Below are 15,140 nucleotides of genomic sequence, written 5' to 3'. Positions count from 1 at the left end.
TTTTTGTCCAAGTGGCGCCGATCTTCGTCCATGGTGCCGGGCACCGGAAGGGGTGAGCCTTGGCGGTATGAGCGAGTTCACCGTGGGCGAGAGGGACTTCCTGCTGGACGGGCGGCCGGTGCGGCTGCTGTCCGGGGCGCTGCACTACTTCCGGGTGCACGAGGAGCAGTGGGAGCACCGGCTCGCGATGCTGCGGGCGATGGGTCTCAACTGCGTGGAGACGTACGTGCCGTGGAATCTGCACCAGCCGGCCCCGGGGCGCCACCGGGACGTGGCGGCGGTCGGCCGGTTCCTGGACGCGGCGCGCGCTGCGGGCCTGTGGGCGATCGTGCGGCCCGGTCCCTACATCTGCGCCGAGTGGGAGAACGGGGGTCTGCCGGCCTGGCTGACGGGCGAGCTGGGCGGGCGGGTGCGCACCAGCGACGAGCGGTACCTGCGCCATGTCCGCGACTGGTTCGGCCGGCTGCTGCCCGAGATCGTGTCCCGGCAGGCCGACCGCGGCGGCCCGGTGGTCCTGGTGCAGGTGGAGAACGAGTACGGCAGCTACGGCTCCGACGCGGGCTATCTCGCCGAACTGGCCGCCCTGTTGCGCGCCGAGGGTGTCACCGTGCCGCTGTTCACCTCCGACGGCCCCGAGGACCACATGCTGACCGGCGGGTCGGTGCCCGGGGTGCTCGCCACGGCGAACTTCGGCTCCCGCGCGCGTGAGTCCTTCGCCGCGCTGCGCCGCCACCGGCCCGAGGGCCCGCTGATGTGCGTGGAGTTCTGGTGCGGCTGGTTCGACCACTGGTCCGGCACGCCCGCCGTACGCGATCCCGGGGAGGCCGCCGAGGTGCTGCGGGAGATCCTGGAGTGCGGCGCCTCGGTGAACCTCTACATGGCGCACGGCGGCACGAGCTTCGGCGGCTGGGCGGGCGCCAACCGGGGCGGCGAGCTGCACGAGGGTGCGCTTCAGCCGGATGTGACGTCGTACGACTACGACGCCCCGGTGGATGAGTACGGCCGCCCGACGGAGAAGTTCCGGCGCTTCCGCGAGGTGCTGGCGCGCCACCGGGAGGGCCCGTTGCCGGAGCTCCCGCCGGAGCCCGCACGACTGGCCGCCCCCGCCGGGGTTCGGCTCGCCGAATGGGCTCCTATGGACGCCGTGCTGTCCGCCCTCGGCGGCGCGGAGACGACACGCCCCCAGGCGCCCACGTTCGAGGAACTGGGCGTCACCCGGGGCCTGGTGCGCTACGAGGTGGACGTGCCCGGACCGCGCGAGCCGTACCCGCTGTCCGTTCGGGGGCTGCGGGATCTGGCCGTGGTGTACGTCGACGGGGTGCGGGCCGGGGTGCTCACCGAGGCGGAACCGCGGCTCAAGGAGCCCGTCGCGGGTCCGGCGCGGGTGGAGCTGTGGGTGGAGTCCCTCGGCCGGGTGAACTACGGGCCGCTCCTGGGCGAGGCCAAGGGGATCACCGGGGGCGTGCTGCACGAGCGGCAGTACCTGCACGGGGTGCGGGCCCGGGGGCTGGACCTGGACGCGTTCGAGGACGGCGTGTCGGCGGTGCCGTTCAGCGCGCCGCCCCCGGCGGGCGGCCCTGGGCTGTACCGGGGCACGGCCACGGTCCTCGGGGCGGCCGGGGACGCCCGGCTGGAACTGACCGGGCTGACGCGCGGATTCGTGTGGATCAACGGGTTCTGTCTCGGCCGCTACTGGTCGGTGGGGCCCCAGCGGTCGCTGTACGTTCCCGGGCCGGTGCTGCGGGAGGGCGAGAACGAGGTGTGGGTGCTGGAGCTGGAGGACGCGGCGGGCGCGGGAGCGGCCGTGCCGCGGTTGCTGCCGGTGTGAGGGGGCGGTGCGGCGCCTACCCTGGAGGGGCGGTCGCCGAGGCGGTCGGGGACCGGCGCGGGATGTCCGGGGTCTGGGGGTGCCGACGTGGCGAACGGCGGACCGGTGGAGCACGGCTTCCCGCATCTGGAGACGGTGCGGGCGGCGATCACCGCGCTGTACCGGCGGCTGTCGCCGACGACCGTACAGACGTTCGCGACCAGCGTGGCCCCCGCGGACGTGGCGTTCTGCGACACCGACGACCTGCATCTGGGGGCTCAGCGGGTGGCCCGGGAGATGGTGCGGCACTTCCGGTTGCCGGACGCGCGGCTGATCGTCGGCTTCCGGGAGATGACCCACGCGGCGAACATCGAACTGGCGGCGGGGCCCGAGTACTTCGTGGAGCTGAACGACCGTTTCCGCACCCATCGCGAGGACATCGGCGCGGCGCTCGCGCACGAGGTGGCGCACGCCTATCTGCACCGCCTGGACCTCGCCTTCCCCACCACGGCGGAGAACGAGATCCTCACCGACACGGTGACGACGTACCTGGGCGCGGGCTGGCTGCTGCTGGACGCCTACCGGGAGGACTCGCTCTCCTCGCAGAAGCTGGGCTATCTCACCCCGGAGGAGTTCGGGTACGTGCTGGCCAAGCGGGCGCTGCTGTTCGACGAGGACCCCTCGATCCGGTTCACCAGCCCGCAGGCGTACACCGCGTACACCAAGGGGCTGGCGCGGGCCCGCCATGACGCCCAGCAGCCCCCGCTGACCGGCGCCGGCTGGGCGGGCCGCCGCCGCTACGCCCACGACCGCCGCCACGCCGCACCGGCTCCCCCGGGCGCCCCCTACTCCTTCGGCACCGACCCCGCCGGCGCCCTCCACGTCACCTTCCCGTGCCCGACCTGCCACCAGCGGATCAGGGTGCCGGTGCGGGGGCGGGTGCGGGCGCGGTGCGGGTTGTGCGGGGTGGTGTCGGAGTGCGATACGTGAGCGGGGGCGGTCGAGGGGGCGTGTCGGTCGGGGGCGCGAGGGGTGTTCCGTTGGCCGCGCCTCGGGCGCGGGGGGGGTTCCGTAGCCCGCGCCCCGGTGCCGGCGGGTCAGCCGGTCCCCGTCCCGTACACCGCGCCCGGCCGCTCCGCCTCCCCCAGCAGTCGTAACGCCTCCTCGCCCACCTCCTCCACTCCCCACCGGGCCCCCTTGTCCGCCGTGGGGCCGCGGCGCCAGCCCTCCATCACGCTGAGCCGGCCGCCCTCGATCTCGAACACCCGTCCGTTCACGCCCGCACTCGCGACCGAGCCCAGCCACACCACCAGCGGCGAGACGTTTTCCGGGGCCATGGCGTCGAAGCCGGTCGCCGGGGCGGACATCGTCTCGGCGAAGGTGCGCTCGGTCATCCGGGTCCGGGCCGCCGGGGCGATGGCGTTGACCCGGACGCCGTACCGGGACAGTTCGGCCGCCGCGACCAGGGTGAGGGCCACGATCCCGGCCTTGGCCGCGCTGTAGTTCCCCTGCCCGAGCGAGCCCAGCAGACCGGCCCCGCTGCCGGTGTTGACGACCCGCGCGACCGGCCCGCGCCCGCCCTTCGCCTCGGCCCGCCAGTACGCGGCGGCGTGCTTCAGCGGCAGGAAGTGCCCCTTGAGATGGACCCGGAGCACCGCGTCCCAGTCGTCCTCGTCGAGGTTGACGAGCATCCGGTCGCGCAGGAACCCCGCGTTGTTGACGAGCGTGTCCAGCCGCCCGTACGTCTCCACCGCGGTCCGCACCAGCGAGGCCGCGCCCTCGCTCGTCGCGACGTCCCCGCCGTGCGCCACCGCCGTGCCGCCCGCCGCGCGGATCTCGGCGGCGACGGCCTCCGCCGGGTTCCCACCGGCGGGCTCGCCGTCCAGCCGTACCCCGAGGTCGTTGACGACGACCCGCGCGCCCTCCGCCGCGAAGGCGAGGGCGTGCGCCCGCCCCAGCCCCCGCCCCGCGCCGGTGACGACGACCACCCGCCGCGCGCAGATTCCGCTCACACCCATCTCAGCTCTCCTCCGAGGACGTCGGACTTCCCGCGGGCCCTCGCCCCACCGCACCCAGAAATACCGGCCACTCCCCACCCCCGTGCACCTGGAGGCTCGCCCCGCTGATGTACGCCGCGGCGTCGGAGGCGAGGAAGACGGCGGCGGCGCCGACGTCGGCGGGAGCGGCCAGCCGGCCGAGCGGGACGGTGCGGGCGACGGCGGCGATGCCCTCGGGGCCGCCGTAGTGCGCGGCGGACCGCTCGGTGCGCACCATGCCCACCACGAGCGTGTTGACCCGTACATGCGGCGCCCACTCCACCGCCATGGACGCGGCGAGATTGGCGAGCCCCGCCTTGGCCGCGCCGTAGGCGGCGGAGCCGGGCGAGGGGCGGCCGCCGCTGACGCTGCCGATCATGACGACGGAGCCCCGGCTGCGCCGCAGGTGCTCGTGGGCGGCGAGGGACGCGGTCAGCGGGGCGGTCAGGTTCAGCTCCAGGACCTTGGCGTGGTGTTCGGCGTCCGCGTCGAGCAGCCGCCGGTACGGCGTCCCGCCCGCGTTGTTGACGAGTACGTCGAGCCGGGTCAGCGCGCCGAAGAAGGCCCGGACGGCGGGCGGGTCCCGCAGGTCGAGCGGGGTGAACTCGACGCCGTCCAGCGGCTGTTCGGGGGGCCTGCGGGCACAGGTCAGGACGTGGGCGCCCGCGTCCGCGAAGGCCCGTGCGATGCCGGCGCCGACCCCGCGGGTGCCGCCGGTGACGAGGACGGTGCGGCCGCGGAAGGAGCCGGCCGGGGCGTGCCAGGAGTTGTCCACAGGGCGCGCGGTCGAGTTTTCCACAGGGCCTCCCGCTGGTCCGTGGCGGCTGCTAATTTCGTAGCCATCGCACCTAACAAATGTTTGGTGGAAAGGTAGCTGATGCGCCCATGGGTGTCTCCCGTTCGTCCCCGGAAAATGGGATTTCCGTGGTCACCGTCGACTTCCCGCCGGTCAACGCGCTCCCGGTGACCGGCTGGTCCGCGCTGGCCGAGACCGTGCGCGCCGCGGGCCGCGACCCCGAGGTCCGCTGCGTGGTGCTGGCCGCCGAGGGCCGGGGGTTCAACGCGGGCGTGGACATCAAGGAGATACAGACGCACGGACAGCGGGCGCTGATCGGCGCGAACCAGGGCTGCGCCGACGCCTTCGCCGCGGTGTACGAGTGCGGGACACCCGTCATCGCGGCGGTGCAGGGGTTCTGCCTGGGCGGCGGGATAGGCCTGGTGGGCAACGCGGACGCGATCGTGGCGAGCGAGGACGCCGTCTTCGGGCTGCCCGAGCTGGACCGGGGCGCGCTGGGCGCCGCGACCCATCTGGCCCGGCTGGTCCCGCAGCATCTGATGCGCGCCCTGTACTACACGGGGCGGACGGCGAGCGCGGCGGAGCTGCACCGGCACGGCTCGGTGTGGCGCGTGGTGCCGGGCGCGGAGCTGCGGGCGGCGGCGCTGGAGCTGGCCCGGGAGATCGCCGCCAAGGACGGCCGGCTGCTGCGCATGGCCAAGGCCGCGATCAACGGCATCGATCCGGCCGATGTGCGCCGTAGCTACCGCTTCGAGCAGGGCTTCACCTTCGAGGCGGCCCTCAGCGGGCTGGCCGACCGGGTGCGCGACACGTTCGGCGAGGACACGGGCGGGGACAGGAAGGAGGGGGTGTAGATGGGCGACAAGACGATGACCGCCGAGGAGGTCGTCGGGCGGCTGGAGAGCGGGATGACCCTGGGCATCGGCGGCTGGGGCGCGCGCCGCAAGCCGATGGCCCTGGTGCGCGCACTGCTGCGGTCGGGGTTACGCGATCTCACGGTCGTCTCCTGCGGCGGCCCGGACGTCGGGATGCTGGCCGCGGCCGGGCGGGTGCGGCGACTGGTCACGGCCTTCGTCACCCTCGACTCGATCCCGCTCGAACCGCACTACCGGGCGGTCCGCGAGCGCGGCGGGCTCGAACTGACGGAGGTGGACGAGGGGATGCTGCTGCGCGGCCTGGAGGCGGCGGCGCAGCGGCTGCCCTTCCTGCCGGTGCGGGCGGGCGTCGGCTCGGACGTCATGCGCGTCAATCCCGGCCTGCGGACGGTCACTTCGCCGTACGAGGACGGGGAGACGCTGGTGGCGATGCCCGCGCTGCGGCTGGACGCGGCCCTGGTGCATGTGCACCGCGCCGACCGGCTGGGCACCGGTCAGTGTCTGGGTCCGGACCCGTATTTCGACGATCTGTTCTGCGCGGCGGCGGATACGGCCTACGTCTCCTGCGAGCGGATCGTGGACACCGCCGAGCTGACCGAGGGGGCACCGCCGGAGTCGCTGCTGCTGCGCCGGCTCACCGTGACGGGCGTGGTGGAGGCGCCGGACGGTGCGCATTTCACCTCCTGCGCGCCGGACTACGGACGGGACGAGGAGTTCCAGCGGCTGTACGCGAAGACGCCATGGCCGGAGTTCGCCGGGCGGTTCCTCGGCGCCGGCGAGGGCGGGTACCGGGCGGCGGTGGCCGAGTGGCGCAAGGAGGCGGGGCGATGAGGGCGACCCGGGCGGAGTACTGCGTGATCGCCTGCGCCGAGGCGTGGCGCGGGGCCGGGGAGATACTGGCGAGCCCGATGGGGCTGATCCCCTCGCTGGGCGCGCGGCTGGCCCGGCTCACCTTCGCTCCGGACCTGCTGCTGACCGACGGGGAGGCCCTGCTGGTCCGCCCGGACGGCACCCCGGAGGGCCGGCTGACGTTCCGGGAGCATCTGACGCTGGTGGCGGGGGGCCGCCGGCACGTGATGATGGGCGCGAGCCAGATCGACCGGTACGGCAACCAGAACATCTCCTGCGTCGGCGACTGGGCCCGCCCCCGCCGCCAGCTGCTCGGGGTGCGCGGGGCCTCGCTCAACACGCTGAACAATCCGACGAGTTACTGGATCCCCCGGCACTCGCGGCGGGTGTTCGTGGAGCGGGTGGACATGGTGTGCGGGGTGGGGTACGACCGGGCGGCCGCGCTCGGCCGGACGGCCCGGTTCCACCACCTCGGGCGGGTCGTCTCCGATCTCGGGGTCCTCGACTTCCGGGCGCCGGACCACTCGATGCGGCTGGCCTCGCTGCATCCGGGGGTGAGCGTGGCGGAGGTGCGGGAGGCGACGGGCTTTGAACTCGTGGCGCCGGACGAGGTGCCCGTCACCCGGGAGCCCGAGCCCGGGGAACTGCGGCTGATCCGCGAGGTGCTGGACCCGGAGGGGGCCCGGGAGCGCGCGGTGCCCGAGGGGGTGCGGGACTGATGGAGACCACGCTCACCCGGCTGACCGGCGTCCGTCATCCGGTGGTGCAGACCGGGATGGGCTGGGTGGCCGGGCCCCGGCTGGTGTCGGCGGCGGCGAACGCGGGCGCGCTGGGCATCCTGGGCTCGGCCACGATGACACCCGCTCAGCTGCGTTCGGCGATAAGGGAGGTGCGGTCGCGCACGGGGGCGCCGTTCGGGGTGAATCTGCGCGCGGACGCCCAGGACGCGGTCGAGCGGGTGGAGATCCTGCTGGAGGAGGGCGTCCGGGTGGCCTCCTTCGCGCTGGCACCCTCCCGCGAGCTGATCGCCCGGCTCAAGGGGGCGGGGGTGGTGGTCGTCCCGTCCGTCGGGGCGCGGCGGCACGCGGAGAAGGTGGCGGAGTGGGGCGCGGACGCGGTGATCGTGCAGGGAGGCGAGGGCGGCGGGCACACCGGCGAGGTGGCCACGAGCGTGCTGCTGCCGCAGGTGGTGGACGCGGTGCGGATACCGGTGGTGGCGGCGGGCGGGTTCTTCGACGGGCGGGGCCTGGTGGCGGCGCTGGCGTACGGGGCGGCGGGGGTGGCGATGGGCACCCGGTTCCTGCTGACCTCGGACTCCACGGTGCCGGATCCGGTGAAGGCCAGGTATCTGGCGGCCACGGTCCGGGACGTCACCGTGACCCGGGCGGTGGACGGGCTGCCGCACCGCATGCTGCGCACGGACCTGGTGGCGGCGCTGGAGCGTTCGGGCCGCATACGGACCCTCGGGCACGCGGTGCGGCGGGCGGCAGACTACCGGCGGCTGTCGGGGCTGACCTGGCGGCAGCTGGTCCGCGACGGTCTCGCTCTGCGTCACGGCAAGGAGCTGTCCTGGAGCCGGCTGCTGCTCGCGGCGAACACGCCGATGCTGCTCAAGTCGGCGATGGTGGACGGCCGTACGGACCTGGGGGTGATGGCGGCCGGGCAGGTCGCCGGGGTGATCGAGGACCTGCCCTCGTGCGCGGAACTGGTGGAGCGGATCGTGAAGGAGGCGGAGGAGGTGATGAAGGGGCTGACGGAAACGGCGGGGCGCGCCGGAGGCTGACGGGGTCGGCGTGGACGGCGTCCGGCGAACCCGGGGCCTGGCAGTACCGGGGCTGACGGGGTCACGGTCCCGGATCCGGCGGGTCCGGCGGGTCCGGCGGGTCCGGCGGGTCCGGAGATCGGCAGGGCCGTCGGCGGGGAGGCGGGCGGCCCTCGGACCCGGAGACCGGCATGAACAGCGGCGGACAGGCAGAGGGGCCCCGGGCCATTGGCGTCGATGGCCCCAGGCCCGGAGGCCGACCGGCTCTCAGGCCGATGGGCCCTCAGCTCCCGGGGTGGTCGGGACCAAGTGGCCGAGAGGCCGATGGCCCTCAAGGCATCAGGGACCCGGGCCCGGAGGCTGGCAGGGCAGGGCCAGCGACTGAGGGGCTGGCCGGGCCACCGGTCCCAACGACCGCAGGTCCGGTGGCCGCCGTGCCCCCAAGGCCCGCGAGTCCCGAGACCCGCGAGCCCCTAGGCCCGCGAGTCAAGGGGCCCGCGAGTCCTGGAGCTGGCGGGCTCCGATGCCGAGAGGCTGACGCCCCCGGGAAGAGAGGGCTGTGGCCGCCCGTGCTCAGAGGCGTTCGATGATCGTCACGTTGGCCTGGCCGCCGCCCTCGCACATGGTCTGGAGGCCGTAGCGGCCGCCGGTGCGCTCCAGTTCGTGGAGCAGGGTGGTCATCAGGCGGGCGCCGGTCGCGCCGAGGGGGTGGCCGAGGGCGATCGCGCCGCCGTTGACGTTGACCTTCTCGGGGTCGGCGCCGGTCTCCTTCAGCCAGGCGAGGACGACCGGGGCGAACGCCTCGTTGATCTCCACGACATCGAGGGCGTCGATGGTCAGGCCGGTCTTCTTCAGGGCGTGCGCGGTGGCCGGGATGGGAGCGGAGAGCATGCGGATGGGGTCCTCGCCGCGCGCGGAGAGGTGGTGGACGCGGGCGCGGGGACGCAGTCCGTGGTCGCGGACCGCGCGTTCGGAGGCGAGCAGCAGGGCGGCGGCGCCGTCGGAGGTCTGGGAGGAGCAGGCGGCGCTGATGGTGCCGCCGTCGAGGACCGGCTTCAGGGCGGCCATCTTCTCCAGGGAGGTGTCGCGGCGGGGGCCCTCGTCCACGGCGACCGGGCCGTAGGGGACGGTCTCGCGCGCGAAGCGGCCGGTGTCGAGGGCCCACACCGCCCGGCGGTGCGAGCGCAGGGCGAACTCCTCCTGCTCGGCGCGGCCGATGCGCCACTGGGCGGCGATCGCCTCGGCGCCGGCGAACTGGTTGACGGGCCGGTTGCCGTAGCGGGCGCGCCAGCCGGTGCTGCCGAGGAAGGGGCCCTCGGTCAGGCCGAGCGGGACGGCGGCCTGACGGGAGGCGAAGGCGATGGGGACCTGGGACATGTTCTGCACACCGCCCGCGACCACCAGGTCCTGGGTGCCGGAGAGCACGGCCTGCGCGGCGAAGTGCACGGCCTGCTGCGAGGAGCCGCACTGCCGGTCCACGGTCACGCCCGGCACCTCCTCGGGCAGCCCGGCGGCCAGCCAGCTCGTACGGGCGATGTCCCCGGACTGGGGGCCCACCGCGTCCAGACAGCCGAACACGACGTCCTCGACGGCGGCCGGGTCGACACCGGCCCGCTCCACGAGGGCTCGAAGGACATGGGCGCCCAGGTCGGCCGGGTGGACGCCGCTGAGTCCTCCCCCGCGTCGCCCGACGGGCGTGCGGACCGCTTCGACGATGTAGGCCTCGGCCATACGACTCGACTCCCTCACAGGAAAGGGGTGTTATCCGCTGTGCTCGCTCTTGTCGTTCTTCTCGCTGTGCTCGCCGTGCGCTTCGTGCTGTGCGCGTACGGCGATGCCGTCCAGCACCATCGACAGGTACTGGCGGGCGATCTCCTCGGGGCTGTGCTGTCCGCCGGGCCGGTACCAGGAGGCGGCGACCCACACGGTGTCGCGGACGAACCGGTAGGTGAGCCGGACGTCCAGGTCGCGGCGGAAGACGTGTTCGGCGACGCCGCGTTCCAGGGTGGAGAGCCAGGCCCGTTCGAACCGGCGCTGAGACTCGGCGAGGAAGGCGAACCGGTCCTGGGCGGCGAGGTGCCGGCTCTCCTTCTGGTAGATGGCGACGGCGGCGCGGTGCCGGTCGATCTCCCGGAAGGACTCGGTGACGAGGGCCTCCAGCGTCTCGCGGGGCCCGAGTCCGGCGGCGAGGACGGTGTCGTAGCCGCCCCACAGCTCGTCGAGGAAGGTGCGCAGGATCTCTTCGAGCATCGACTCCTTGGAGTCGAAGTGGTAGTAGAGACTGCCCGCGAGCATCCCGGCGTGGTCGGCGATGCGGCGGACGGTGGTGGCGTTGTAGCCGTGTTCGGCGAACACTTCGGCGGCGGTGTTGAGGAGTTCGCCGCGCCGGACCGCGGCGGCGGTCACCTGGGGCTTCTTCTTGGTCGGCACGCACCCATTCTGGACGCTCCCCCTCCCGCCCTAGGCGCGCTGGCTGCTGACGGCGACGGTCTCGCCGGTCATGTACGAGGAGTAACCGGAGGCGAGGAACACGATCACGTTGGCCACCTCCCAGGGTTCGGCGGCCCGGCCGAAGGCTTCGCGTCCGGCCAGATCCGCCAGGAGTTCGGGGGTGGTGACCTTCACGAGGTGGGGGTGGTGGGCGAGGCTGGGCGCGACGGCGTTGACCCGCACCCCGTAGGGGGCGGCCTCGATGGCGGCGCAGCGGGTCAGGGCCATCACCCCGGCCTTGGCGGCGGCGTAGTGGGCCTGTCCGGCCTGGGCGCGCCAGCCGACGACGGAGGCGTTGTTGACGATCACTCCGCCGCCGGTGGTCCGCAGGGCGCGCAGGGCGGCGCGGGTGCAGCGGAAGGTGCCGTTCAGGGTGACGTCGAGGACGCGGGTCCACTGGTCGTCGGTCATGTCGGCGAGGGGCGAAGTGCCGCCGAGTCCGGCGTTGTTGACGACGATGTCCAGTCGGCCGTGCTCGGCGGCGGCCGTCTCGAACAGGGCCCGGACCTGCCGCTCGTCGGTGACGTCGCAGGGCAGGGCGGTCACCGCGCCCGGGAACCGCCGGGCCAGTTCGGCCTCGCGCTCCGCGAGGCGGCGGGGGTGTGCGTCGCTGAGCAGGACGCGGGCGCCCTCCTCCAGGAAGCGGCGCGCGGTGGCCCCGCCGATGCCGGTGCCGGCCGCCGCGGTGACGACGGCGGTGCGGCCCTTGAGCAGTCCGTGCCCGGGGACGTAGGCCGGGCTCTCGACGCCTGTCATAGGGCCACGCTAACCTACCAAACACTTGTTAGGGAAGGACGGTGACGGCGGCCATGGACCTGACCTTCTCCCCGGCCGACGAGGAGTTGCGCGCCGAGGCCCGCGCCTGGCTGGCGGCGCATGTGCCGAGGGTGCCGTTGCCCTCGCTGGAGACCGCGGCCGGGTTCGCCGCCCATCGCGCCTGGGAGGCCGAACTGGCCGCGGACCGCTGGTCGGTGGTGTCCTGGCCGCGGCGGTACGGCGGACGGGACGCGGGGCTGCTGGGGTGGCTGCTGTTCGAGGAGGAGTACTGGGCGGCGGGCGCGCCGGGCCGGGTCGGGCAGAACGGGACCGATCTGCTGGCGCCGACCCTGCTGGAGCACGGGACGCGGGAGCAGTGCGCGCGGGTGCTGCCGCCGATGGCCTCGGGCGAGGTGGTGTGGGCGCAGGCGTGGTCGGAGCCGGAGGCGGGTTCGGATCTGGCCTCGCTGACCTCCCGGGCGGTGCGCGCGGACGGCGGCTGGCTGCTGAGCGGTCAGAAGACCTGGTCCTCGCGGGCGGCCTTCGCCGACCGGGCCTTCGGGCTGTTCCGCAGCGATCCGGGGGCGGAGCGGCCGCATCAGGGGCTCACCTATCTGATGTTCGACCTGCGGGCTCCCGGGGTGACGGTGCGTCCGATCGGCCGGCTGGACGGCAGGCCCGCGTTCGCGGAGCTGTTCCTGGACGAGGTGTTCGTGCCGGAGGAGGACGTGATCGGCGAGCCGGGGCAGGGCTGGCGGATCGCGATGTCGGCGGCGGGCGACGAGCGGGGGCTGACGCTGCGTTCACCGGGCCGCTTCCTCGCGGCGGCGCACCGGCTGGTCGGGCTGTGGCGGGCGCGCGGCTGCCCGGAGCACGCCCGGGAGCGGGTGGCGGACGCGGTGATCGGCGCCCGCGCCTACCGGCTGTTCACCTACGCGGCCGCCTCCCGGTTCCTGGCCGGTGACCGGCTCGGCCCGGAGACCAGCATGAACAAGGTGTTCTGGTCCGAGCTGGACCTCGCGCTGCACGAGACGGCGCTCGACCTGCTGGGCCCGGAGGCCGAGGCGGCCGACGGCGACTGGGCGCAGGGCTACGTGTTCGCGCTGGCCGGGCCGGTCTACGCGGGCACCAACGAGATCCAGCGCGACATCATCGCCGAGCGGCTGCTCGGCCTGCCGAAGGGACGCCGCTGATGCGCTTCCTGCCCGATGCCGAACAGCGCGCCTTCACCGACGCGTTGGGCGCCCTGCTGGCGGCGGCGGGCACCCCGGCGGTGGTCCGGGAGTGGAGCCGTGGCGAGCACGCGCGCGGACGGGCGTTGTGGGCGCGGCTCGGAGCGGCGGGGGTGTTCGGGCTCGCGGTGCCGGAGGAGTACGGCGGGGCGGGGCGGCGGCCGGTGGACCTGGCTCTCGCCTTCGTGGAGTTGGGGCGGCACGCGGTGCCCGGGCCGCTGGTGGAGACGGTCGCGGCGGCCCTGCTCCTGGACGCGCCGCCGTACGCCGGGCGCTTTCTGCCGGGGCTCGCGGCGGGCGAGGAGCCGGCCACCGTCGCGCCGCCCGGTGGCCTCGCCCTCGACGGGGACGCGGCCGCGCTCCGGCTCGCGCTCACCCCCGGCGGCCTGTACCTGGCGGCTCCGGGACCGGTGCGCGCCTCCCTGGATCCGGCCCGCCGGCTGACCCCGCTCGTCCCGGACGGCACGCCGCTGCTCACCGCTCCCCCGTACGAACGGGCTCTCCGCTGGGCCCGGCTGGCCGTCGCCGCCCAGGCCCTCGGGGTCGGTCTCGCCCTGCTCGACCGCACGGTGCGCTACGTAGGGCAGCGCACCCAGTTCGGGGTGCCCGTGGGCTCCTTCCAGGCGGTCAAGCACCGGCTGGCCGACGCGAAAACGGCCCTGGAGTTCGCCCGGCCCCTCGTGCTCGGCGCGGCGGTGTCGATGCGTCCGGCGGACGTGGCCGCGGCCAAGCTCAGGGCGTGCGAGGCGGCGTACACCACCGCGCGGACGGCGCTGCATCTGCACGGCGCGATCGGCTACACCGCGGAGTACGACCTCTCCCTGTGGCTGACCAAGGCCCGGGCGCTGCGCGCCGCGTGGGGGACGCCCGAGGAGTGCCGGGAGCTGGTCCTGGCCGATGCCCTCGGGGAGGTGACGCCCTGAGCGGGCCGGTTCAGGAGGGGCGGACGATGCCCGCGGCGCGCGCGGCCGACAGCCAGGAGGGGAACTCGGCGACGAGACGGTCGTACAGCTCGCTCTCGGGGACGCGCCGGGGGTCCTCGCCCGCGTGGAAGAAGCCGGCGTTGTCCACGATCCGCTTGCCGGGGACCGGGAGTTCGTCCAGTTTCCGCAGGAAGTCGAACTGCTTGCTGTGCGGGTCGCCGAAGCCGATGAACTGCCAGAACAGGGGGAGCTTGGCGGACTTGCAGAGGTAGCGTTCCGCGGCGAGCTTGTTGATCGGGCCGCCGTCGGTCTGGAAGACGACCAGGGCGGGGTCGGTGGCGCCGCTGTCCAGGTAGTGGTCGATGACGGCGTCCATCGCCAGGTGGTAGCTGGTCTTGCCCATGTGGCCGAGCCCGGCGGCGATCCGCTCGACGCTGCCTTCGTGACGGGCGAGGGGTATGTCGGTGACGGCGTCGATGTCGGTGGAGAAGAACACCACCGGCACCCGGCCGTCGTCGTCCAGGTGCGCGGACAGCCCCAGCACCCGGTCGGCGAGCGCCTGGACGCTGCCGTCCTGGTAGTAGGGGCGCATGGAGCCGGAGTGGTCGAGGACGAGGTAGACGGCGGCCCGCAGTTCGTCCAGGCCGTGTTTGCGCAGGCTGACCCCGGCCGAGCGGTAGGCGCCGACGAGCGCGGGCGCGGTCTCCTCCACCTTGCGCAGGCTGATCGCGGCCATGGCCCCCCTCTGGCTGTTCCGAGGAGCCGAGCCTACGTGATCACGCGCTCCGGGCGGCACGGCCGTCACACAGGTTCGCTCTTTTGATCGCTGCCGCCCCACCGGCTCGCCGTGCTTCCCCCCGCCCCTCCCCTTTCCTTAAGGGGTGCCCGTTCCATCCGGCAGGCGCGGACCGTGTTCGGGGGGCGGGTCACCGCGGTGCCGCTGCTGACCTATGTGCTGGTCGGGCTGAACGTGGTGGCTTATCTGGTGGAGCTGGCCCGGCCGTCGTTCGGGTACCGCTTCGCGATGCTCGGCACCACGCCCGCCGGCCATGTCCCGGAGGGGGTCGCGCACGGGGAGTGGTACCGGCTGCTGACCGGCGCGTTCCCGCATCTGACGCCCGGTGAGGGGACGTTCGGGATCAGGCACGTCCTGTTCAACATGGTGGCGCTGTGGAACATCGGCCGGGTCGTGGAGTCCCAGCTGGGCCGGGTGCGCTACCTCGCCCTGTATCCGCTGTCGGCGCTCGGCGGCTCGGTGCTGGAGCTGCTGCTGCTCCCGGAGTCGTACACGGTCGGCGCCTCCGGTGCGATCTTCGGGCTGGGCGCCGCCTACTGGGTCATGGGCCGCCGCCTCGGCCACGACATGCGCGAGGTCAACCGGTACACGGCGGGCCTGCTGCTGTGGCTGGTGATCTCCGCGGGGCTCACCTCCTGGCAGGGGCACCTCGGCGAGCTGCTCGCGGGCGCCGTGGTGACGCTGGCGTACGCCTACGCGCCCCGCGACGGGCGGCGCGCGCTGGTGCAGGCGGGGGTGTGCGTGGCCCTGCTCGCCCTGCTGATCGCGCTCGCCTGGCTGAAAGCGGCCTCGCTGACCGCCTGAGCCCAGGGCACCGC

The 15,140-nt window shown here is 74.2% G+C and carries 14 protein-coding genes and 1 pseudogene; 9 read left to right on the top strand and 6 right to left on the bottom strand.

What is annotated here, in order from left to right:
* The first annotated feature begins 67 nt into the window (after positions 1–67).
* Positions 68–1,828, top strand: a complete 1,761-nt coding sequence (locus QHG49_RS26130) for a beta-galactosidase family protein (protein WP_301491553.1) — start codon at positions 68–70, stop codon at positions 1,826–1,828.
* 87 nt (positions 1,829–1,915) lie between these two features.
* Positions 1,916–2,797 (top strand): hypothetical protein, encoded by an 882-nt coding sequence (locus QHG49_RS26125; RefSeq protein ID WP_301491552.1) that lies wholly within the window; start codon positions 1,916–1,918, stop codon positions 2,795–2,797.
* A gap of 107 nt (positions 2,798–2,904) precedes the next feature.
* Here QHG49_RS26125 and QHG49_RS26120 read toward each other — a convergent pair whose 3' ends face one another.
* Together QHG49_RS26120 and QHG49_RS26115 are read right to left on the bottom strand one after the other, a co-directional pair.
* Entirely contained in the window at positions 2,905–3,819 is a 915-nt protein-coding gene (locus QHG49_RS26120; protein WP_301492928.1) for an SDR family oxidoreductase, read from the bottom strand.
* Positions 3,820–3,826: 7 nt separating this feature from the next.
* Entirely contained in the window at positions 3,827–4,618 is a 792-nt protein-coding gene (locus QHG49_RS26115) for an SDR family oxidoreductase (protein WP_301492926.1), read from the bottom strand.
* Positions 4,619–4,728: 110 nt separating this feature from the next.
* Here QHG49_RS26115 and QHG49_RS26110 point away from each other — a divergent pair, with 110 nt between their 5' ends.
* The 4 genes from QHG49_RS26110 to QHG49_RS26095 are packed head-to-tail and all read left to right on the top strand — an operon-like array spanning position 4,729 to position 8,146.
* The gene (locus QHG49_RS26110; RefSeq protein ID WP_301491551.1) at positions 4,729–5,493 is read left to right on the top strand and encodes an enoyl-CoA hydratase family protein; all 765 of its coding nucleotides are present in this window, start codon (positions 4,729–4,731) and stop codon (positions 5,491–5,493) included.
* Positions 5,494–6,345, top strand: coding sequence for a CoA transferase subunit A (locus QHG49_RS26105; protein WP_301491550.1), 852 nt, complete (start codon positions 5,494–5,496; stop codon positions 6,343–6,345).
* The gene (locus tag QHG49_RS26100; protein WP_301491549.1) at positions 6,342–7,082 is read left to right on the top strand and encodes a CoA-transferase subunit beta; all 741 of its coding nucleotides are present in this window, start codon (positions 6,342–6,344) and stop codon (positions 7,080–7,082) included. The genes QHG49_RS26105 and QHG49_RS26100 overlap by 4 nt, the downstream gene beginning before the upstream one ends.
* A complete protein-coding gene (locus QHG49_RS26095) occupies positions 7,082–8,146 on the top strand; it encodes a nitronate monooxygenase family protein (protein ID WP_301491548.1) in 1,065 nt (354 codons plus the stop codon). Before QHG49_RS26100 ends, QHG49_RS26095 begins: the two co-directional genes overlap by 1 nt.
* 552 nt (positions 8,147–8,698) lie before the next feature.
* On the opposite strand, the gene QHG49_RS26090 is transcribed toward QHG49_RS26095, so the two are convergent.
* From QHG49_RS26090 to QHG49_RS26080, 3 genes are read right to left on the bottom strand one after another with little or no spacing between them, the layout of a single operon-like run.
* Positions 8,699–9,856: an acetyl-CoA C-acetyltransferase gene (locus QHG49_RS26090; RefSeq protein ID WP_301491547.1), complete on the bottom strand. Its 1,158-nt coding sequence runs from the start codon at positions 9,854–9,856 to the stop codon at positions 8,699–8,701.
* 30 nt (positions 9,857–9,886) lie between these two features.
* Positions 9,887–10,555, bottom strand: a complete 669-nt coding sequence (locus tag QHG49_RS26085) for a TetR/AcrR family transcriptional regulator (protein ID WP_301491546.1) — start codon at positions 10,553–10,555, stop codon at positions 9,887–9,889.
* A gap of 30 nt (positions 10,556–10,585) precedes the next feature.
* Entirely contained in the window at positions 10,586–11,371 is a 786-nt protein-coding gene (locus QHG49_RS26080; protein WP_301491545.1) for an SDR family oxidoreductase, read from the bottom strand.
* Between the two features lie 53 nt (positions 11,372–11,424).
* Between QHG49_RS26080 and QHG49_RS26075 the strand changes: the two genes are divergently transcribed.
* Both QHG49_RS26075 and QHG49_RS26070 read left to right on the top strand, forming a co-directional pair.
* Positions 11,425–12,564, top strand: coding sequence for an acyl-CoA dehydrogenase family protein (locus tag QHG49_RS26075; RefSeq protein WP_301492924.1), 1,140 nt, complete (start codon positions 11,425–11,427; stop codon positions 12,562–12,564).
* Positions 12,564–13,526, top strand: a complete 963-nt coding sequence (locus QHG49_RS26070) for an acyl-CoA dehydrogenase family protein (RefSeq protein ID WP_301491544.1) — start codon at positions 12,564–12,566, stop codon at positions 13,524–13,526. Before QHG49_RS26075 ends, QHG49_RS26070 begins: the two co-directional genes overlap by 1 nt.
* A 10-nt stretch (positions 13,527–13,536) precedes the next feature.
* Here the strand turns inward: QHG49_RS26070 and QHG49_RS26065 are convergent, their stop codons facing one another.
* Entirely contained in the window at positions 13,537–14,262 is a 726-nt protein-coding gene (locus QHG49_RS26065) for a VWA domain-containing protein (protein ID WP_145484837.1), read from the bottom strand.
* Positions 14,263–14,370: 108 nt separating this feature from the next.
* Between QHG49_RS26065 and QHG49_RS26060 the strand changes: the two are divergent.
* A pseudogene (locus QHG49_RS26060) lies at positions 14,371–15,126 on the top strand (rhomboid family intramembrane serine protease); the annotation flags it as partial.
* Positions 15,127–15,140: the final 14 nt, after the last annotated feature.

This window comes from Streptomyces sp. WP-1, from assembly GCF_030450125.1.
Lineage (GTDB): Bacteria > Actinomycetota > Actinomycetes > Streptomycetales > Streptomycetaceae > Streptomyces > Streptomyces incarnatus.
Note: the sequence above shows the minus strand (reverse complement) of the source record. Positions and strands in the feature narration are given on the sequence as shown.

What these genes read in the sequence shown, in the direction of transcription:
- QHG49_RS26105 (WP_301491550.1), top strand. Translation starts at nt 5,494, where the DNA reads ATGGGCGACAAGACGATGACCGCCGAGGAGGTCGTCGGGCGGCTGGAG.
- QHG49_RS26065 (WP_145484837.1), bottom strand. Translation starts at nt 14,262, where the DNA reads ATGGCCGCGATCAGCCTGCGCAAGGTGGAGGAGACCGCGCCCGCGCTC.
- QHG49_RS26100 (WP_301491549.1), top strand. Translation starts at nt 6,342, where the DNA reads ATGAGGGCGACCCGGGCGGAGTACTGCGTGATCGCCTGCGCCGAGGCG.
- QHG49_RS26080 (WP_301491545.1), bottom strand. Translation starts at nt 11,371, where the DNA reads ATGACAGGCGTCGAGAGCCCGGCCTACGTCCCCGGGCACGGACTGCTC.
- QHG49_RS26110 (WP_301491551.1), top strand. Translation starts at nt 4,729, where the DNA reads ATGGGTGTCTCCCGTTCGTCCCCGGAAAATGGGATTTCCGTGGTCACC.
- QHG49_RS26130 (WP_301491553.1), top strand. Translation starts at nt 68, where the DNA reads ATGAGCGAGTTCACCGTGGGCGAGAGGGACTTCCTGCTGGACGGGCGG.
- QHG49_RS26070 (WP_301491544.1), top strand. Translation starts at nt 12,564, where the DNA reads ATGCGCTTCCTGCCCGATGCCGAACAGCGCGCCTTCACCGACGCGTTG.
- QHG49_RS26075 (WP_301492924.1), top strand. Translation starts at nt 11,425, where the DNA reads ATGGACCTGACCTTCTCCCCGGCCGACGAGGAGTTGCGCGCCGAGGCC.
- QHG49_RS26090 (WP_301491547.1), bottom strand. Translation starts at nt 9,856, where the DNA reads ATGGCCGAGGCCTACATCGTCGAAGCGGTCCGCACGCCCGTCGGGCGA.
- QHG49_RS26095 (WP_301491548.1), top strand. Translation starts at nt 7,082, where the DNA reads ATGGAGACCACGCTCACCCGGCTGACCGGCGTCCGTCATCCGGTGGTG.